Source organism: Arthrobacter oryzae (assembly GCF_003634095.1).
In the GTDB taxonomy this organism is placed as follows: Bacteria; Actinomycetota; Actinomycetes; order Actinomycetales; family Micrococcaceae; genus Arthrobacter; species Arthrobacter oryzae.
In genome coordinates this window covers 72,344-91,222 of record NZ_RBIR01000007.1, presented here as the reverse complement: position 1 = coordinate 91,222, position 18,879 = coordinate 72,344, and the positions used below count along the sequence as shown (strand labels likewise).

Genomic DNA, 18,879 nt, shown 5'->3' with positions numbered 1-18,879 from the left:
CTGACGGGACGGTCCGGCCGTCCCGTCACCGCTCCGGCCGCAAGCCCTGCCCTGGACGGCGGCACAGCCGCCGTCCAGGGTTGCCGCGACCGAGTTTCTCTGAGCCATTCCCTGCTTCCCGATCTGCCGGTAGGGTGCTCGAAAAGAACCCGTAAGTAAAGGAGAAATCCATGCGCAAAGTGACGGCCGGCCTGTTCTGCTCCGTGGACGGCGTGGTTGAAGACCCGTTCCTGTGGCAGTTCGACAGTTTCGACGCGGAACTTGGCGCCGGGATGGGCGAGATGATGGGCCGGATCGACACCGGGCTTCTGGGCCGCGTCGGCTACCAGCAGTGGGCCGACTACTGGCCGAACGCCGAAACGGACAACGACTTCGCCGGCTTCATCAACCCGCTGCCGAAATACGTTGCATCCCGGACGCTGGCCGGGGATCTCAAGTGGCAGAATTCGCGCCTGATCGAGGGCCCGCTGGAGGAATTCGTGGCGGCCCTGAAGAACGGCGACGGCGGCGAAATAGGGGTCTTCAGCAGCATCTCCCTGGTCCGCCAGTTGCTCTTCGCCGGCCTGCTCGACTCCCTGATGCTGATCGTCCATCCGGTGATCGCCGGCAGCGGCCGGCGGCTCTTCAACGACGGCGATCCCCTCACCCGGCTGGTGCTGCAGGAATCCCAACAGACCAGCAAGGGGAACATGATTCTCAGCTACGGCCTCCGCGGCGACTGAATCCCGGCCCCGGCGGATGAACGCGGCGCATGAACGCCGCCGGACCGTCATCCGATCGGGCACACCCCGTCCGGGACCGTAAACTTGGCTGGTGCAACCCTCCCTTTGGCTGGCCCTGGCCGGCGCCGGCGTCCTGATCAGCTTCACTCCCGGCGCGGGCGCCATCAACACCATGAGCAACTCCTTGAACTCCGGGTTCCGCCGGTCCATCTGGGGCATCCTGGGCCAGCAGGCAGCCCTCGTGGTGCACATCCTGATCGTGGCCCTCGGCGTCGGGGTGCTAGTGGCGAGCTCGCCGGTCGCTTTCAATGTGATCCGCTATGCCGGGGCCGCCTACCTGGTCTATCTGGGCATCCGGCAGTTCCTGCACAAACCGGACCTGGATCAGGAGAAGGCCGCCGCCCTGCGCGACGAGCCGGCGTTCTCCATGTTCCGCCGCGGCCTCTGGGTCAATCTGCTCAACCCCAAGGCCGTGGTCTTCTTCCTGGCCTTCATGCCCCAGTTCATCCGGCCGGAGCAGCCGCTGCTGCCGCAGTACGCGGTCCTGGCCGCCACCGTGATCGTGATCGACGTCGCGGTGATGTGGTTCTTTTTCGCGGCGGCGGCCAGATCCTTCCAGCGCTTCACCCATGACGCCCGGGGACAAAAAGTCCTGAACCGCACCTTCGGCGGCCTCTTCGTCGGCGTCGGCGTCCTCCTGGCCGCGATCCACTAGGCGCCGCAGCCGCGGACGCGGGTTAGCTGCCCCTTTCAGGACGGGAAGTCATCCCTGGCGTCCCTGCGCTGCGCCTTTAGGAGCCGCAGCCCGCTGGCCAGCACGCCCACGTGGCTGAACGCCTGCGGGAAATTCCCGAGGAATTCCCCGGTATCGGGATGGATCTGCTCCGGCAGGAGTCCCAGCGGGTTGGCACGGCTACACAGGGACTCGTAGAGTTCATGGGCCTCCTCCACCCTCCCCTGTCCCGCCAGGTTGTCCACTAGCCAGAAACTGCAGAGCAGAAACGCGCCCTCGCCGCCGGGGAGCCCGTCCGGGGAAACCTGCGGCAAGTAGCGGAACAACAGCCCGTTCCCGGCGTCGAGCCCGGCGGCAATTGCCCTGGTGGTGGCCACCATTCGCGGGTCCTCAAAATCGATCACGTTTCGGATGGGAAGCGTGAGCAAGGAGGCGTCCAGGCCTCCGCTGCCGCCCAGATGCTCCGTCAAGGTACGCCTCTCGGCGTCCCAGGACTGGGTCAACGCGGCGTGCCGGATCTCCCTGGCCGTGGTTTCCCAGCGGCGCTTAGGGTACGGAAGCCCGTCTTTGCGGGCGATCCGGATGGCGCGGTCAATGGCGACGTAGCAAAGCGCCGCCGAGTATGTGAAAGTTCGGCCCGGTGTGCGGATTTCCCAGGGGCCGGAGTCGGGGACGCGCCATCTCCTGATCGCCATCTCCACGATGGGTGTCAGCGCCGCCCAAAGCTGTTTGTCCACCCGCCTGCCGCTGGTCGACCACTGATAGGCGATGTCGATTATTTCGCCGTATACATCGTGCTGGAGCTGGTGGCTGGCCAAGTTGCCCCAGCGGACAGGTGCCGAGCCGCGGTAGCCCCTCAGTTGGGGATCCTGCCATTCTTCGGGCGGCTGCGACCCGTCCAGGGCATACATGACCTGCGGCCTGCCATCGCGTTCAACATTTGTCAGGACCCAGGCGAGGAACACGTCCGCATCACTGGGATCGCCGATGCGCCTGAAAACGTAGTTGGAGAAGGAAGCGTCGCGCACCCACGTGTAGCGGTAATCCCAGTTTCGCGGCGTGCCGGGCCATTCAGGCAGGGACGAGGTCGCGGCCGCCAGGATGGCGCCCGTCTCCGCATGATCGAGCAGCTTCAGCGTGAAGGCGGAACGTTTCATCAGCTCCGCTTGGGATCCCTCGCAGTCCAGGCCCGTCGCCCACCGGCGCCACGCGTAAACCGTCTGGTCCAGGAGCTTCTTGCTTTCGGGGTGCTGACGGAGCCGGAACCGTCCCGACCAATGCAGGACCATGGTCAGTGTCTCGCCCGCGCGAAGGGTGAGCGTCGCGGCCAGTCCGGGCCCCTCGGGCCGGAGTTCAACGGAGGACCAGAGATAGACCTCCTGCTTTCCATCCTGCTGCCAGTCGAACCTCCACCCGGTGGCCAGGGCGTCAAAAGTCACTCCGGCCTTCGGTGTCAGGCTGATGCGCAGCGGGATGTCTCCGCCCACCGCCCGCGCGTGTCGGAGCAGCTCGGACCGGCCTGCGGGCACCGGCTCCGACAGGTCGGCCCCCGAGCGCAGCGTCAGGGCATCCGTCACCTGGAGCACGCCCCGGTCCGATACGAGGGAAGTCACCAGCACGCAGGAATCCTCGACATAGCGCTGGAAAGAGGACAGAGTATGGATCGGCGCGATGTCAAAGCGGCCACCGTACTCAGCGTCAAGAATCCCGGCGAAAAAGGGAGGGCTGTCAAACTCGGGAAGACAAAGCCAGGTAATCCCTCCGTCACGCCCCACTAGGGCGCATGTGGAGCCGTCGCCGATAAGGCCGTGGTCCTCGATGGGCAGGTACCCGTCCCGGCTAACCACCGGGCGCGCGTGCGCCGCAGTGATCATGGCCGATCACTCCTTCTGGTCAGTGTGAGCCTGATATTTGGATTCTCTCTCCCTTCCGCCGGGTGCGCCACCCCCGGGCGGGCCCGGTTCTTCGGCCCGTCCTCGGGCCGCCTTGGGCCCTGGGATGAAGGCAACCGCCGGCCCCGCGCCTGCACGATTCCGAGTGAGAAAGCGTAGGAACAGAGGAGCCATGATCGTTCGGAGCGCCGGCATTCTGCTGTATCGGGTGCACCCTGACAGCGGCGCCGCGTCCCGGCCGGGCGGCCCGCTTCCACCGGAGAGCACACCGCGGCTGGAGGTCTGGATAGCCCACATGGGCGGACCGTTCTGGGCCAGCAAGGATGCCCATGCCTGGTCCATCCCCAAGGGCGAATACGCCGACGGGGAGGACCCGCTGGCAGCCGCGCACCGTGAGTTCGCAGAGGAAATCGGCACGCCGGCACCCTCCGCCGATTACCACCTGCTCGGCAATTTCCGTCAGCCTTCCGGGAAGATCATCACGGTCTTCACGGCCCACGCGGACTTCCACCCCGAACACATTGTGAGCAACACTTTCGCCCTGGAGTGGCCAAAGGGCTCGGGCACCATCCGCAGCTTCCCCGAGATCGACCACGCCGAATGGTCCACCGAGGCAGAAGCCCGCGCCCGGCTGGTGAAGGGCCAGCTCCCGATCCTCGACGCGCTGCTCCAGCACCTCGGGCCGGACGCGCCACGCGCCGGCCGTCCCGGGCATGACACGGAATGATTTGCGTTTGACAAAATTTGTAACATCCGAGGGGTCTCCGCTAGCCAAGAGGCGCGGGATCGTTCATGCTTAGCTATGACCTCAATGTCGAGCCAGTACCGGATCATCGCGGTCTGCACCGGAAACATCTGCCGGTCTCCGATGGCCGAACTCATGCTGGCAGAGGCATTCCGGGCCGAACGCCTCACCGGGGCCCTGGTCGATTCCGCGGGCACCACCGCGTATGAAGCCGGCCACCCGATCGATCCGCGGGCTGCGCGCAAACTCACGTCCCGGAACATTTCCTCGGACCGTCATGTGGCCCGCGAATGGCGCGCCGAATGGTTCGTCAGCCGCGACCTGATCCTGGCCCTCGACGTCGACCACTACGGTTGGCTCCGGCAGACGGCACCGGACGGCGAGTCCCTGGCCAAGATCCGCATGCTCCGCAGCTTTGACCCCGCGGTGGCGGACAAGGACCCCCTGGAGCAGGGCATCGAGGACCCCTGGTACGGCGGCCACACCGATTTCGACACCACCTGGAACCTCATCCGGAGTTCCGTGCCGGGGATCGTGGAGCACGTCCGCGCCCAGCTTCAGCGCCTCGACGGGCAAGATCACGGCGACGATCAACCCAGCGATCAACCCAAAGCACAGCAGCGGGTACGCTCTATCTCATGAGCCCCGCACCCGTCATCATCGCAATCGACGGGCGGTCCGGCTCCGGCAAAACCACTCTGGCCATCGAACTGGCAGCACGGCTCCGGGAACACCACAAAGTCTCGCTCTTCCACCTTGAGGACATCTATCCCGGCTGGAACGGGCTGACGGCCGGGATCGAACGCTACGTCACCACGGTGCTGTCGCCGCTGCGGCGCGGGGAGCCAGCGGAGTGGGTCAGCTGGGACTGGGAACGGCACTACGACGGCGGGGTCCGCACCACGCGCCCGGCCGAAATCGTCCTGGTGGAAGGGGTGGGCGCCGCCGCTGCGGCGGCCCGGCCCCTGCTGGACGCCGTGATCTGGGCGGATGCCTCGGACTCCGACCGCCGCGCCCGGGCGCTGGACCGGGACGGGGAGACCTACGAACCGTTTTGGGACCAGTGGGCGGACCAGGAGGCTCAGTGGCTGGCGGCCGACGACGTCCCGGCCCACGCCGATGTGCACGTGCTCAACCGGGCGGACGGCTCGGCCCCGGACGACGTCCTGCAGGCCCTTCAATACCTTCCCGCCGTCGCCCCCGCCCTGCTCCCCGAACTCGCCGCCCGGGACGGCCTGCAGCTGCGGGCGGAACGGATCGACGCCGAGCCGGAGGCTGCGCTGCTGTTTGCGGCGCTCTTCGGCGGCTCAACCCACGCCGTGTGGCTCGACTCCTCGCTGGACCCCGCGGGCCTCGCCCCCCAGGCCGCGGAACGCAGCCGCTTCAGCATCCTGGCCGACGACGGCGGCCGCTACGGCCAGGCGGTCCGGCACAGTTCCGGCCTGACCCGCGTCAGTGCGGGCCAGGCCACGGTGACCACCGACGGTCCGTTCTTCCGCTGGCTCGACGGCGTCTGGGGGCGCCGGGCGCTCCCGGCCCCGGCGGGCTACCCGTGCGAGTTCACGCTGGGCTGGCTCGGATACCTGGGCTACGAACTCAAGCGCGAAACGGGCGGCAGTGACGTCGCGGCCCCCACCCCCGATGCCTGCCTGATCTTCGCCGGCCGTGCCGTGGTGCTCGACCACGCCGAGGGCACGGCGTGGCTCCTGGCTCTGGACACCCCCGACGCCCCGGACTGGCTCGGGGCGGCCCGCGCGGCCGTCGCCGCCGCCTCGGCGCCGGCTGCCCCCGCGGGCGGACCTGCCGGGCCCTCCTCCCCCGCCCAGGGACCCCCGGCGCCCTGCGCCACCACGCCGCACTTCACCGCCAGAGACGCGGAGTCCGCCTACAAAGCGAAGGTTTCCGAGGCCCAGCGTGAGATCGCGGAAGGCAACACCTATGAGGTCTGCCTGACCACCGCGCTCACCGCTGCCGTGCCCGCGGGCACCCACGGCACGGATTCGTGGCAGACCTACCTGGAGCTGCGGCGCGGCAACCCGGCCCCGTTCGCCAGCTATCTGCGGTTCGGCGAGCTGACGGTGGCGAGCACGTCACCGGAGCGTTTCCTGCAGATTGCCGCGGACGGCAGGATGCGGGCCGAGCCGATCAAGGGCACCCGCCGCCGGGATCCGGAGCCGGGCGCGGATGCTGCCCTGCGGCAGGAGCTGGTGACTTCGGCCAAGGACCGCGCGGAAAACATCATGATCGTGGATCTGCTGCGCAATGACCTGAGCCATTTCGCCGTCCCGGGTTCGGTGGCCGTCAGCCGGCTGTGTGCGATCGAGAGCTACGCCACGGTCCACCAAATGGTGAGCACCATCGACGCGCGGCTGCGGCCGGGGATGCCGCGGGCCGAGGCGGTCGCGGCCTGCTTCCCCGCCGGCTCGATGACCGGCGCCCCGAAGGTCAGCACCATGGCCATCCTGGACCGGCTGGAGGCCGCACCCCGGGGCGTGTATTCCGGGGCGATCGGCTATTTCTCCCTCAACGGGTCTGCCGACCTTGCCGTGGCGATCCGAACCCTGGTGACCACGGCCGCCGGCGAGGGCACGGCGGAACTGAGCCTGGGCGTCGGCGGTGCCGTCACCGCCGACTCGACCCCGCAGGAGGAGTACGAGGAAATCCGGACCAAGGCGTTCGGCGTTTTGTCGGCGCTCGGCACCGAGTTTCCCCAAGGCTAAGTTCCGCCGGTGCCGGCTACTGCAGTGTTGCCGACAGCCTTGCCACGTTGTCCACGTACTTCATCTTCATGGGCCGTTTCATCCAGTCATCGAGCACGAGTTCGTGGGAGATGCTGCGGTAGGTGTCCTCCACGGCACGGATCCGCTGGACGATGTCCTCGCCGAGGAGCATCACCGAAACCTCGAGGTTCAGCGAGAAGGAGCGCATGTCCATGTTGCTGGAGCCCAGCACGGCAACCTCGTTGTCAATGGTGAAGTGCTTGGCGTGCAGAACAAACGGCGCCTTGTAGAGGTAGATCCGCACCCCGGCCTCAAGCAGCGCCTCATAGTAGGATTGCTGGGCGTGGTGGACGAGGAACTGGTCGCCCTTTTCCGAGACGAAGAGCTCCACCTCGACGCCGCGCTGCGCCGCCGTCGTCACCGCATACAGCAGCGAGTCATCCGGGACGAAGTACGGGCTGCAGAGCGAGATCTTGCGCTGCGCCGAGTAGATGAGGGTGTTGAAGAGCCGCAGGTTGTTTTCGGTGATGAACCCGGGGCCACTGGGCACCACCTGGGCGGTGATGTTGCCGGCGTGCAGTTCGGGCCGGTGCGCGAGCTGCTCCTCAAGGGACTCGTCGGTCTCACTGAGCCAGTCGGTGGCGAAAACCACGTTGAGCGTGGTGACGATCGGCCCGCGCAGGCAGGCCATCAGCTCGACCCATTCGCGGCCGACCTTGCGGTGCTTGGGATTGTTGTAAGACGGTTCAATCAGGTTTTGGGACCCGGTGAACGCGATCTCACCGTCGATCACCATGATCTTGCGGTGGTTGCGCAGGTCCGGCCGGCGCCACTGCCCCTGCAGCGGGTTGAGCGGAAGCATGCGCCGCCAGCGAATTTTGCTGGCTTTGAGCCGGGCGATCAGCCTGCGGTAGCCCTTGATCCGGAGCGTGCCGAGGTGGTCGAACAGGACGCGGACCTCGACGCCGCGCTCGGCCGCTTCCTCCATTGCCGTCAGCAGGTCATCCGTGATGTGGTCCGAGCTCATGATGTAGAACTCGGCGTTGATGAAGGACCGGGCGCCGCGGACGGCCTCGGTCATCGCCTTGATGGAATCCGGGTAGCCGGGCAGGAGCTCCACCTGGTTGCCGTCGACCATCGGCAGTGAGCCCAGCGTCTTGTTCAGTTCCGCGGCAGAAGCCACCCACTCCGGTCCGGAGTAGTGGCTTTCCAGCATCGCCAGTTCCGAGGTCCCGGCGCGTACCCGGGTATTGACCGCGTCCTGCTGCGCGCGGCGCTTGCGCGAGAGCCGGAAGTTGCCGAACAGCAGGAACAACGCCAGGCCCAGCGTAGGCAAAATGAAGATGCCCAGCAGCCACGCCATCGCGGTGGTGGGGCGCCGGTTGCCGGGGATGATGCCCAGGGCCAGCACGCGGATGGCGAAGTCGATCACGGTCAGGATCAGAATCGCCCAAGACGGTAAAGTTTCCGCCAGCGGAAATGGCCACAGCACAGGCGAACCCCTCAAGCTACAGGCCCGCGGAACAGTTCCGGAACGGGCAACCTGCAAATCCTATCCCGGGACGGCCGAGACTAAGCTGTAGGCATGACCCCAGCTTCTGTTCCCTCGCCCGCGACCGTACTGGTCTTCCTGGATCCGGCGTTCGACGGCGGGCGCGTGGCGGACGCGTCGAAGCCGCAACTGATGGCCACGGACCTGGGCGCCACCCGCGGCGACGGCGTTTTCGAATCCCTCCTGGCCGTGGGCGGCCGGCCCCGCAAGATCCAGGCGCACCTGACCCGGCTGGCCGGCTCGGCCCGCCTGCTGGAACTGGATATTCCGGCTGAGGACGCCTGGCGGCGGGCGGTGGAGACCGCCATCGGCGAGTACAGGCGCCAGGATCCTCCCGCGGCGGCCGGCGGCACGGCAGAGGACGAGGTAGTGGTGAAGCTGCTGGTCACCCGCGGGCCGGAGGGCGCCTCCGCCCCCACCTGCTGGGTCCAGGCCTCCGCCCCTGCGGCGGCGGGGCGCCGGCAGCGCGAGACCGGCATCGACGTCATCCTGCTGGACCGCGGCTACGACAGCGAAGTCGGCGAGCGCGCCCCCTGGCTCCTGCTCGGCGCCAAGACCCTCTCCTATGCCGTGAACATGGCCGCGCTGCGCTACGCCCACCAACACGGCGCCGACGACGTCATCTTCACGTCCGCGGACGGCCGGGTCCTGGAGGGGCCGACGTCGACCGTGCTGCTGGCGCACCTGGAAACTTCAGACGACGGCGCCGGCGGTGTCCGCACGGTCCGGCGCCTCATCACCCCGCAGCTGGACAGCGGCATCCTGCCGGGCACCTCGCAGGGCGCCCTGTTCACCGCGGCCAAGGCTGCCGGCTGGGAGCTGGGCTACGGCCCGTTGGAGCCGAAGGACCTGCTGGACGCCGACGCCGTCTGGCTGATCTCGAGCATCCGGCTCCTGGCGCCGGTGAACCACATCGACGGCCAGGAAATCGGCACCCCGGAACTGCGCCAGCAGCTCACCGCCGAACTCAACGCCCTGTTCGCCACCATCGAATAGCAACGCGGGGTCACTTACGGCCCGTGGCGACGCCCGACATGGACCGTAAGTGACCCCGCGTTGGTCTTTCGTCACCCGAGCGCGTCCGCGGGAACCCCCGGGCAGCGGCGGAAGGAGGCGGGGTTGAAGGCCGGAAGCATGAAGGTTGCCAGCACGGCGTCGAGCAGTTCCGGCGCCCACGTGCTGTTCTCCCCCATCGTCGCGCACACGCCCAGCACCACGGGAGTTCCGTCGGCGCGGCGTCGGATCTGGACCTGCACCGGCCCGGTCAGCCCGAGCGTGCGGACCGCCGCCAGTCCCAGCTTCCGCACATCCGCGGCCTCGCCCGCCGGCACTCTGCGGCTGACTTCGTCGCTGCCGGCTCGCCCGTACGGGATTTTGGTCTTCTCCAGGACCACCGCCACCGGGGCCATCGCGTTCCGGGCCGGGGTGCCGAACACCAGGGCCACATAGTCGGTGCCCGGGATGAACTCCTGGACGAGCTGCCCGGCTGGCATGTTCTTCCAGCTCACGGACGCGCTCCCGGCCAGCAGGTGGACGGCGCGGGAGCCTTTGAAGATCCGGGGTTTGACCACGACGGGGCCGTTGAGGCCCGCGAGGGATGCCGGCGCTGCGGCCAGATCCCCCGGTACTGCGAAGCGCGGGACCGGGATGCCCGCCGCCTGCAACGCCCACGCGGTGAACAAGCGGTCGTTGGCGAGGGCCACCGCGGCGGGGTCGCCGACGATGATCCGCACGTCGTGGCCGAATCCGGCCCGGGCCGCGGCCAGGACCGGGAGTTCCACGGTGAGGGTCGGAATGATGACGTTGATGGCCTCCCGGTCCACCAGCCGGCGCAGGTCCAGGAGCATGTCCGGGTCCGTCGCCGGCAGGAGCTTCACCGTTGCTGCTGCCGGGCCGTCCCTGTCGGCACGGGTGTCGGCGCGGGCGTCGGAGCCGAGACAGGGGATGCCGCGGGCGGCGAGCTGAGCCGCGATGGTCCGGCCGGCGGCGCTTGCAACCCCGGTAACCAGTATGCGCGGACCCATATTTGCTCCATTCCGCCGTCACTTGCCGGGCCGTGGATGCGGCTGCAGCGGAGTTCGGGCCCCTATTGACGGTCACGTTGGATTTGCAGAAGGCGATAGACGGCCGACGCGTCGGACCGGTCCCACCAGTACACGGCGCAGTATCCGGCCGCGCACGAGTGGGCAGTACCCGAAATTGGAGCCCGCCACTACTCGCCCCCGCCGCGACGCCTGCATCACGGCGGCCGCCGCCCTTGGCGCGCTCCGGTTACGGAACATGACGACGGCGGCGGTGCGGGCCGGCGTCGTAAGTGTTACGTTTTTGGGGAGTAATGAGAACCGGTGCCAAGCCCTGACTGGCCGGTCGGCAACCCTCCCTTTCGCGGCGGGGTGCCTCAGGTGAATACTCGGCAATCGAGAATTCGAGCTGCAAGCGTGAAATAAAGGAGATCCGTCGTGCCCGACACGTCCACCCCCGCCGTCCCCGATGCGGCAGCCAACAGCAGCGCCCCCGGCGTGCCCTCCGCCGGCGAGGAAAAGCTGGCCTACCGCCTGTTCACCGGCCCGGATGACCGTGATTTCTGTGAGCGCGTCTCGGCCGCCCTGGCCGAAGGCTATGTGCTGCACGGAAGTCCCGCCGCCACGTTCAACGGCAGCACGGTGATCGTGGCGCAGGCGCTGGTCCTGCCCGCGGCAATCGCCAGCGCGGACGCCGCCGTGGCCAACGCCGTTGATGAACTCGACTCCGACGAGTTTGGCGCCGATGAGGCGTTCGAGGGGCACGCATGAGCTACGCAGGAGACCTCAGCCCGCAGGCCGCGTGGACCAAGCTGGAAGCCGGAGCCATCCTGGTGGACGTCCGGACCGAAGGCGAATGGGCCCACATCGGCGTCCCGGACACCGCGTCCGCGGGTGAACGGCGAAGCGATCCGCTCTTCATCCAGTGGAACCTCGCCGGCGGCGCGCCCAACCCGCACTTCGTGGAACAGCTACGGCGGCAGGCCCCGGCGGACACCACCGTTGAACTGGTGTTCCTCTGCCGCTCCGGCGCCCGGTCGATTGCCGCCGCGACGGCCGCGACAGCCGCCGGCTACACCTCCTACAACGTTCTTGAGGGCTTTGAAGGCGAGACCGACCGCTTTGGCGAACGCACCGTCAACGGCTGGAAGAACCGCGGCCTGCCCACCAACCTTGGAAAGATTTAAGTGACTTTCAATCCCGACGCCGCCGGCTGGTCCGCCGATACCCAGGCCGTCCGCGGCGGCCTTGACCGCACCGGCTTCCAGGAAACCGCCGAGCCGATCTTCCTCAACTCCGGATTCGTCTACGAGTCCGCGGCCGCCGCCGAGCGTGCCTTCACCGGCGAGGACGAGCGCTTCGTCTACTCCCGCTACGGCAACCCGTCGGTCGCGACCTTCCAGGAGCGGCTCCGGCTGCTGGAGGGAACCGAGGCCTGCTTTGCGACCGCATCCGGCATGTCCGCCGTCTTCACCGCCCTGGGCGCCCTGTTGGCGGCCGGGGACCGCGTCGTCGCCGCCCGGTCGCTTTTTGGCTCGTGCTTTGTGATTCTCAACGAGATCCTGCCGCGCTGGGGCGTCGAGACGGTCTTCGTGGACGGCCCGGACCTCGAGCAGTGGAAGTCTGCGCTGGCCGAGCCGACGACGGCGGTCTTCTTTGAGTCGCCGTCGAACCCGATGCAGGAAATCGTGGACATCGCCGCCGTGAGCGACCTCGCACACGCGGCCGGCGCCACGGTGGTGGTCGACAACGTCTTCGCCACCCCGCTCCTGCAGCGCTGCGGGGACCTCGGCGCGGACGTGATCGTCTACTCCGGCACCAAACACATCGACGGCCAGGGACGCGTGCTCGGCGGCGCGATCCTGGGCACCAAGGAATTCATCGACGGGCCCGTCAAACAGCTCATGCGGCACACCGGGCCCTCGCTTTCCGCGTTCAACGCGTGGGTCCTCACCAAGGGCCTGGAGACCATGGCCCTGCGCGTCAACCATTCCTCCGCCTCCGCCCTGCGGTTGGCCGAGTGGCTTGAGGGCCAGCCCGCGGTCAGCTGGGTCAAGTATCCGCTGCTGCCGTCCCACCCGCAGCACGATCTCGCGGTGAAGCAGATGAAGGCCGGCGGGACCGTGCTCACGCTGGAGCTGTCGCCCTCCCCGGGCCGCAGCGCCAAGGAGGCAGCCTTCGCGCTGCTGGATGGGCTGCGGATCATCGACATTTCCAACAACCTCGGCGATTCGAAATCCCTGATCACGCACCCGGCCACCACGACGCACCGCGCCATGGGCCCGGAGGGACGCGCGGCGATCGGGCTCAGCGACGGCGTGGTGCGGCTGTCGGTCGGTCTGGAGGACGTCGAGGACCTGATCCGCGACCTCGGCCAGGCGCTCAAGCAGGTCTGAACCGGGAAGTGCCCAAGCTCAGGTCCAAGCCGTCTTGAGCGCCCGCCAGGCGTCGTCGTCGAGCATGCTGGACGGTGTGACGGCGACGGCGGCCGCCCCGCCGGCGACGGACGCCTCCAGCCCGGCCGTCAGGTCAGCGGCCGAAATGCGCCCGGCCTTGGACCACATTCCGACCGAGATGGCGAACCTGCCGGATCGCTTTGCCATGGCTTTGGCCAGCTCGGCGGAATAGGAGGGTGCGGCGTCGTTGAGCCCGAAGTAGTCCCACATGACCAGCCGGTCCGCGGCCGCGGCGAGCATCCCGTAGTCGTGGCCGCTCTCGGGCCGGTCGCCGGCGGGATCGTGCCACGGCGCCCGAACGTCCATGTCCAGGGTGGCACCGTTGGCGTGCGCGGCCGCCGCCGCCCTGGCCACGACGGCTGCCACGGACTTCGACCGCCAGGCCCCAATGCTGGGATCTTCGACGTCGATGTCCCCGTTCGCGAGCCGCGGCCAGTCCGTCCGGCCGCTGGCTCGCCGGTAGGAGTCGCGGTCGTCTCCGCCGTACGTGTTGTTGTCAAACATCAGTTCCGTCAGCGCCACCGCGTCCGGGTGGTACCGCCGGGTCACCTCGGCCACGAAGTCCACCAGCCGATCCCCGACGGGTCCGGTGGTGAGGGCGGTGACGCTGGCGAAGTCCTTGGACCGGGTGCCGTCGAAATTAATGGCCGCCAAGCCCGGGTTCGTGCTGATCCAGGCCGGGATCAGCAGGTCGACGGTCAGGGTGATCCTGCGCTTCTTGCCGTCGCCGCCGGTCCCCAGCGCCTTGACCGCGTCGGCCACGTGGTCACGGCCCGGGGCCGCCTCAACCTCGGGGTGGGCGTCCCAGGGGAACGCCGTCCAGTCCAGCCGCCCGACGCTGATGGTAACGCTGTTGGCGTTCACTTCGTCGAGCCGTCTGGCCAGCTCCGGCAGTGTCGAGGCGGCCCCGACCACGGTTTCGTAGCCGACGCCGACGGTGCGCTCTGCGGGGGTTGCCGTCGATTGCCGCGGTCCGGCGCAGCCCGTGGCGGCAAGGGCCAGCACCGACAGGAGTGCCAGGGCAGGGAACGCGGCCGGTCTGCGCCTCAAACCCTGGCCTCGGCGCGCCCGGCCGGCGCGGTGACGCTGACCACCCCGGTGCGCGTCAGCTTGTTCCAGCGCGCCTCCTTGCCGCGGAGTTCCTGCACCAGCGCCGCCACCATGGTCAGGCTCGTGAAGACGGAGTAGAGCGGGACGAGCGGGAGCACCCAGACATGCCGCAGGTCCCTCCACGCCCTGTTCATGGCGAGGGCAAACACCGTGAGCAGCAAGGTGACGAACAGCCCCACCCAGCCCAGGAATGCCCAAACATCGGCACCGAGCGGGCTGTGGCCCAGCGCAATGAGGAAGACCAGATCCAGAAGCACCAGGATCTGGAACACCGGGAGAATAACCATGGTGACGGTATTGAAGAGCAGGTAGCCACCGAACAGGCCATGCCGGGCGTTGCCGATCATGCCCTTGTGGACGCCCATGGTCTGCAGCAGCCCGCGTGCCCAACGGACGCGCTGGCGCCAAAGCGCACGCACGGTTGACGGCGATTCGGCGTAGACCAGGGCGCGGGGAGCGAAGACCACCCGGTAGCCGGCCCGGTGCACCCGCCACGTGAGCTCCAGGTCCTCGCCCACCGTGTCTTCGCGGAACGGCCCGATCTCCTCCAGCACCCGGCGGGGGAATGCCCCGATGTTGCCGGAGACGATTGGAAGGCAGCGGATCATGGTCAGTGCCCGCCGGACCATCCCGGTGCCGACGTGGCTGATGAAGGCCAGCATCCGGGTCTGGACCCGGTTCAGGTTCACCGGCCGGTCATCGCCGCACACGGCCCCGATCCGCCCGTCCGTGAATCCCTGGAGCATCCGCCGGACCGTGTTCTGGGAGAAGATCCCGTCCGCGTCGACGAACATGAGGATCTCGCCGGTGGCCCGGCTGATGCCCAGGTTCAGGGCGGCCCCCTTGCCCGCGTTGGTCTGGGTCAGGACCGTGATGCGGGGATCCGATGCGGCGAGAGCGTGCATGAGCTCGGCCGTATTGTCAGTGGAGCCGTCATCTACGAGCACCACCTCGTACCGGTCGTACCGGGTGAGCTGGATCGAGCGGACGCAGTTTTCGATGACGGTCGCCTCGTTGAATGCCGGAACAATGATCGACACGCTGGGCCACTCATCCAGCAAGGTGGGCGCTTCGCGACGGCGTCGGCGGGCCGCCCGGAGCTCAAACCAGACGGACAGCGGCAGCACCAGCAGCTTCACGAGCCCGAACACCAGAACCGGCAGGCCGAGAAGGAGCAGGAGGAGCTGAGCCCCCGGAATGGCCGACGCGGCGGCGGATTCAAACGAGGACATGGGCGTACACTCCTGTGCTTTGCCGGAAGGACCCCGGATTGAAAGAAGGAAGGTCAAACGACGCCAGGACGGCGTCGAGCAGTTCCGGGGCCCGCGCGCTGTTCGCGCCGAACCGTGCGTTCACTTCCAGTACCACCGGGGTCCCGTCGGCGCGCCGGCGGACGTCGACGTCGACCGGGCCGGTGAGGCCCAGCGCCCGCACGGCGTCCATCGCAACGTTGCCGGCGTCCGAGGCCTCGCCGGCTTCGGCGCGGCGGGTGGTCACGGCGTTCCCGACGATGCCCTGCGCCAGTTCGGTCTTCTCCACGACGACGACGAACGGCGCGGTCCCGCTGGACGCCGGCGTGCCGAACACCATGGGGCCGTATTCGGCACCAGGAATGAACTCCTGGACAATCTGGCCTTCCGGCAGGCGGTGCCAGTCCACGTTCTCACTGCCGTCGATGACTAGAACGCCGCGCCCGCCCCGGGAGACCCGCGGCTTGACCACCACGGGCCCGCCGAGCGCGGCCATGGCTGCGCCGGCGTCGGCGAAGTCCCCGGGGACGCCGAACCTCGGTACGGGCACCCCCGCAGCGTGCAACTGCCAGGCCGTGAAGAGCTTGTCGTTAGCGAGGGCCACCGGACCGGCGTCGCCGATGATGACGCGGACGTCGGGCCCGAAGGCGGAGCGGAACGCCGCAAGCTGCGGGAGTTCGTCGCTGACCGTGGGGATGACCAGGTTGATGCCCTCCTGGACGACCAGCCTGCGCAGGGCGGAAACCATGTCCGGGTCCGAGGCCGGCGGCACCGGAACAACCGTGATTCCGGACCCGGCGGGCAGCTCGCGGATATCGGTGCCGAGGACGGGAATGCCGCGGGCCTTCAGCTGGGCCGCAATGGCTCGGCCCGCGGGGCCGCCGGCGCCGGTGACCAGGACGCGGGGCTTCACAGCTTCTCCATTTCGGTGCTCAGCAGGCGGACCGGTTCATAGGCTTCGGCGACCCGGCGCCGCGCCTGTCCTCCGCGGAAGGAGGCGATGCCCCGGACCCGCTCGGGTGTCATGTACGGCTTGGCGAGCTGGTCACTGTGCATCTTGACTGCCTGGACCTTGGCGTCGACGTAGTCGTCGATGTCGACGAAGACGCTCGGGCTGAACTCCCGGGTTGCCGACGGGCTCTCGTAGCAGAGGATCGAGTGGTGCTGGCGGGCCGCCCGCAGAGTGGCCATGTGGACGGCCTGGTGGTCCTGGTGCTGGTCGTGGTTGGAGTGCGTGAGGATGATGTCCGGGTTGTACCTGGCGATGGCGATTTCGATGACGCCCACAATTTCCTGGCTGTGCCTGGACAGGTCCGTGTCGGGGAAGTTGTGGTGCGTCATGCCGGTGAGACCCATGAACGAGGCGCCACGCTGCGCGTCGAGGGAGCGTTCCAGGGCGTCGCCGCCACGGTTGCCATCGCTCATGACGAGCCCTTGGACCTCATGTCCGGAGTCAACGAACTTGGCCAGGGTGCCGCCGCAGGCAAGTTCGAGGTCGTCCGGGTGGGCGCCGATGGCGAGAACCCTGCGGGGCTGGCGGGCCGGGACTCCGCCGGTGCGCAGGGCCGTCAGGGTAACGCCCAGGGACGCGAGACCGCCAAGCGTGGCTGTGAGGCAGGCCGTCCGCCACAGCTCGGACGCGTCGAAAACAAAGCAGGCCAGATTCGCCGCCAGCAGCGTCGAGCCGGCAAGGAGGCAAATTCTGCGGAGCAGCTCGGGGCGGCGCAAGCGGCGGTAGAACCACGATCGCCCCAAAGCTGCCGCGACCACAAAAGTGATCAAGAAAACAATGAGTAAAACGTAAATCGAGACCATGTTAATTTAATTCCTCTGTTGGAGTACGGCACCCCAGTGCCAGGTTGAATTAGGGCGTTTGATGTTCAGTTCCGGCCGCGGAGCCGGCCAGTACTTTGGGATGTTGGGCGGGTCATTTCACGGCATCGCTCCCCGCCAATTCCGGCAGGGAACGTGCCGGAGAAAGGTGGAGCCGCGGCGGGCTGTGCGAGCATTGCGGGCCGTTGACCAGCGCTTATGTAGCTCAGCAAAACCGCCCCCTCGGCGCGTTAAATGACATTGTGAGAGACCTTGTGGGAACACTCCGGAAACCCCGGAGTTGCTCCTCCAGTAAAGGCGACAGTCCTATCAGTACGCCCGAGTAGGCACTACCTGAATGCGCGGCAACTGAATTTTGGTCAGTGCAGGTACTACTTGCATTTGGCGCGTCCACTACCCGGGATGGGCGTCCGCAGCGTTAGCGCTGGGGCGTCTGGGTACCCGGCTTAATTAATCGGAAATCGGTCTGGAGCAACCGATAAATGACCGTGATTACACGCCAGCATTCGGGAACAAATACGGCGGCATTTCAGCATCATTTGCTCTTGATGCCCGCGCCCGCAGATTGTTGCCGGGTTCCATGGCCCATGACGGCGGCGGCCGGCGGTCTCCTGCTCAGCCCTGGGGCGCCCTGCCCAGGGGCGAGCGGGAGACCGCCGGTTCCCCGACGATGGCTCCCCGCGCTGTGACTTCGACGGCATGTTCGACGACGCCGGCCAGACCGCCCGCCCGGAACGGCCCCCGCTGCAGCTGCGAACCGGTGCCCTCCGCCAGGATTCTGTCGACCCCTTCACGCACCAGATCCAGTTCGCCCTGCTCCTCCAGCACGGGGGCCACAAAATCCACGAGTGCCCTGACCACATCGGCGGCCGGGGCCGGGGTGAACGTTCCGAAGTCCAGCAACTGCCCGCGCAGTCCGCAGTTGCTGGCCTGCCAGGCGGCCATCCGCAGCAGCACCGTGGGCACCGGGGCGGGATCGACGCCGTCGTTCCATTCCCTCGAGGCCGATTCGACGAGGGCGCGCACCAGCACGGCGATCAGCGCCGCGTCCTCGGCCCGCAGGCAGACATCGGCAACCCTGACCTCCACGGTGGGATGCTGCCGGCACAGCCGCGCATCGAAATAGATCATCCCCTCGTCCAGCAGGACGCCGCTTTCCACGAGCCGGGTCACAACCCGCCGGTAGATGGGCAGGCTGCCAAAGATCATGCTGGGGCCCGAGCCCGGCCAGCGGTTCCACGCCTGGGTGCGGTAGCTTTCAAATCCCGTTTCGGCACCGTTCCAGTACGGGGAATTCGCGCTCAGGGCGATCAGCACGGCAAGCTTGTCGCGGATCCGGTCCATCACAGCCACGCCTTCTTCGGGCGTCTCCACAAAGGTGTGGACATGGAGGCCGCAGGTCAGCTGGTTCCGGACGGTGAGCCCGAACCGCTCCTGCATGGTCATATAGCGCGGTTTCGGCGTCAGGTGGGTGGCGGCGCCCTGCGGCGACGTGGCGAGGGCGGCGACGCGGCCGCCGTGGGCGCGGGCCGCGTGGTCCGCGAGTGCCCGGCCCTGCCTGAGCTGCCGGAGAAGTTCCTTGTAGTCCAGGCACGGCCGCGTCTGGGTTTCAATCTGTTCGAGCTTGAGTTCGTAGCTGAAGTCGGCGCCGCCTTCGTAGACCGGTTTCTGTCCCGCAAGCACCCGGGCCGAGCCCTTGTCCGGCGGCACCAGGCTGGGCAGCATGAGGTCGGCGAGGGCAAGCAGCATCCCCGATTCGGGGTCCACTATCAGCAGTTCTTCCTCTACGCCGAACGTGCGCATGAATCTATTGTGCGTCAGGATCCGCGCGCGCGTCAGGCTCCG

The 18,879-nt window shown here is 67.9% G+C and carries 17 protein-coding genes and 1 riboswitch; of the genes, 9 read left to right on the top strand and 8 right to left on the bottom strand.

The genetic code is table 11. From position 1 onward, the window contains the following. Positions 1-170 precede the first annotated feature (170 nt). Both C8D78_RS14950 and C8D78_RS14945 read left to right on the top strand, forming a co-directional pair. Complete coding sequence (locus tag C8D78_RS14950) at positions 171-722, top strand: dihydrofolate reductase family protein (RefSeq protein ID WP_120954661.1); 552 nt, start codon at positions 171-173, stop codon at positions 720-722. Between the two features lie 91 nt (positions 723-813). Beyond that, on the top strand, positions 814-1,437 hold the full coding sequence (locus C8D78_RS14945; protein ID WP_120954660.1) for a LysE family transporter: 624 nt from the start codon (positions 814-816) through the stop codon (positions 1,435-1,437). Positions 1,438-1,472: 35 nt separating this feature from the next. On the opposite strand, the gene C8D78_RS14940 is transcribed toward C8D78_RS14945, so the two are convergent. Then, positions 1,473-3,329: a glycoside hydrolase family 15 protein gene (locus C8D78_RS14940; RefSeq protein ID WP_120954659.1), complete on the bottom strand. Its 1,857-nt coding sequence runs from the start codon at positions 3,327-3,329 to the stop codon at positions 1,473-1,475. Positions 3,330-3,519: 190 nt separating this feature from the next. Between C8D78_RS14940 and C8D78_RS14935 the strand changes: the two genes are divergently transcribed. The 3 genes from C8D78_RS14935 (at position 3,520) to C8D78_RS14925 (ending at position 6,812) form a co-directional block, all read left to right on the top strand. Next, positions 3,520-4,074, top strand: a complete 555-nt coding sequence (locus tag C8D78_RS14935) for an NUDIX hydrolase (RefSeq protein ID WP_120954658.1) — start codon at positions 3,520-3,522, stop codon at positions 4,072-4,074. A 75-nt stretch (positions 4,075-4,149) separates the two neighbouring features. Then, complete coding sequence (locus tag C8D78_RS14930) at positions 4,150-4,734, top strand: low molecular weight protein-tyrosine-phosphatase (protein ID WP_120954657.1); 585 nt, start codon at positions 4,150-4,152, stop codon at positions 4,732-4,734. Beyond that, positions 4,731-6,812: a chorismate-binding protein gene (locus C8D78_RS14925; RefSeq protein WP_120954656.1), complete on the top strand. Its 2,082-nt coding sequence runs from the start codon at positions 4,731-4,733 to the stop codon at positions 6,810-6,812. Before C8D78_RS14930 ends, C8D78_RS14925 begins: the two co-directional genes overlap by 4 nt. 16 nt (positions 6,813-6,828) lie before the next feature. On the opposite strand, the gene cls is transcribed toward C8D78_RS14925, so the two are convergent. Next, positions 6,829-8,304, bottom strand: a complete 1,476-nt coding sequence (cls, locus tag C8D78_RS14920; RefSeq protein WP_425266709.1) for a cardiolipin synthase — start codon at positions 8,302-8,304, stop codon at positions 6,829-6,831. Positions 8,305-8,397: 93 nt separating this feature from the next. On the opposite strand from cls, the gene C8D78_RS14915 reads away from it, so the two are divergent. Further along, positions 8,398-9,360, top strand: a complete 963-nt coding sequence (locus C8D78_RS14915) for an aminodeoxychorismate lyase (protein WP_120954655.1) — start codon at positions 8,398-8,400, stop codon at positions 9,358-9,360. A 71-nt stretch (positions 9,361-9,431) separates the two neighbouring features. Here the strand turns inward: C8D78_RS14915 and C8D78_RS14910 are convergent, their stop codons facing one another. Continuing rightward, complete coding sequence (locus tag C8D78_RS14910; RefSeq protein WP_120954654.1) at positions 9,432-10,388, bottom strand: ATP-grasp domain-containing protein; 957 nt, start codon at positions 10,386-10,388, stop codon at positions 9,432-9,434. 307 nt (positions 10,389-10,695) lie between these two features. Beyond that, a riboswitch (SAM riboswitch) is annotated at positions 10,696-10,809 on the top strand. Positions 10,810-10,883: 74 nt separating this feature from the next. On the opposite strand from C8D78_RS14910, the gene C8D78_RS14905 reads away from it, so the two are divergent. From C8D78_RS14905 to C8D78_RS14895, 3 genes are read left to right on the top strand one after another with little or no spacing between them, the layout of a single operon-like run. Then, positions 10,884-11,156, top strand: a complete 273-nt coding sequence (locus C8D78_RS14905) for a DUF1737 domain-containing protein (RefSeq protein WP_120954758.1) — start codon at positions 10,884-10,886, stop codon at positions 11,154-11,156. After that, the gene (locus C8D78_RS14900) at positions 11,153-11,572 is read left to right on the top strand and encodes a rhodanese-like domain-containing protein (RefSeq protein ID WP_120954653.1); all 420 of its coding nucleotides are present in this window, start codon (positions 11,153-11,155) and stop codon (positions 11,570-11,572) included. The genes C8D78_RS14905 and C8D78_RS14900 overlap by 4 nt, the downstream gene beginning before the upstream one ends. Continuing rightward, positions 11,573-12,781, top strand: coding sequence for an O-succinylhomoserine sulfhydrylase (locus tag C8D78_RS14895; protein ID WP_120954652.1), 1,209 nt, complete (start codon positions 11,573-11,575; stop codon positions 12,779-12,781). Between the two features lie 18 nt (positions 12,782-12,799). On the opposite strand, the gene C8D78_RS14890 is transcribed toward C8D78_RS14895, so the two are convergent. From C8D78_RS14890 to C8D78_RS14870, 5 genes are all read right to left on the bottom strand, one after another. Beyond that, positions 12,800-13,891: a hypothetical protein gene (locus tag C8D78_RS14890; protein WP_147429614.1), complete on the bottom strand. Its 1,092-nt coding sequence runs from the start codon at positions 13,889-13,891 to the stop codon at positions 12,800-12,802. Beyond that, the gene (locus C8D78_RS14885) at positions 13,888-15,183 is read right to left on the bottom strand and encodes a glycosyltransferase family 2 protein (RefSeq protein ID WP_120954650.1); all 1,296 of its coding nucleotides are present in this window, start codon (positions 15,181-15,183) and stop codon (positions 13,888-13,890) included. Before C8D78_RS14885 ends, C8D78_RS14890 begins: the two co-directional genes overlap by 4 nt. Then, positions 15,170-16,114 (bottom strand): ATP-grasp domain-containing protein, encoded by a 945-nt coding sequence (locus tag C8D78_RS14880; protein ID WP_120954649.1) that lies wholly within the window; start codon positions 16,112-16,114, stop codon positions 15,170-15,172. Before C8D78_RS14880 ends, C8D78_RS14885 begins: the two co-directional genes overlap by 14 nt. Beyond that, positions 16,111-16,983, bottom strand: coding sequence for a PIG-L deacetylase family protein (locus C8D78_RS14875; protein ID WP_167467923.1), 873 nt, complete (start codon positions 16,981-16,983; stop codon positions 16,111-16,113). Before C8D78_RS14875 ends, C8D78_RS14880 begins: the two co-directional genes overlap by 4 nt. 666 nt (positions 16,984-17,649) lie before the next feature. Next, on the bottom strand, positions 17,650-18,837 hold the full coding sequence (locus C8D78_RS14870; protein ID WP_120954647.1) for a glutamate--cysteine ligase 2: 1,188 nt from the start codon (positions 18,835-18,837) through the stop codon (positions 17,650-17,652). Positions 18,838-18,879 lie beyond the last annotated feature (42 nt).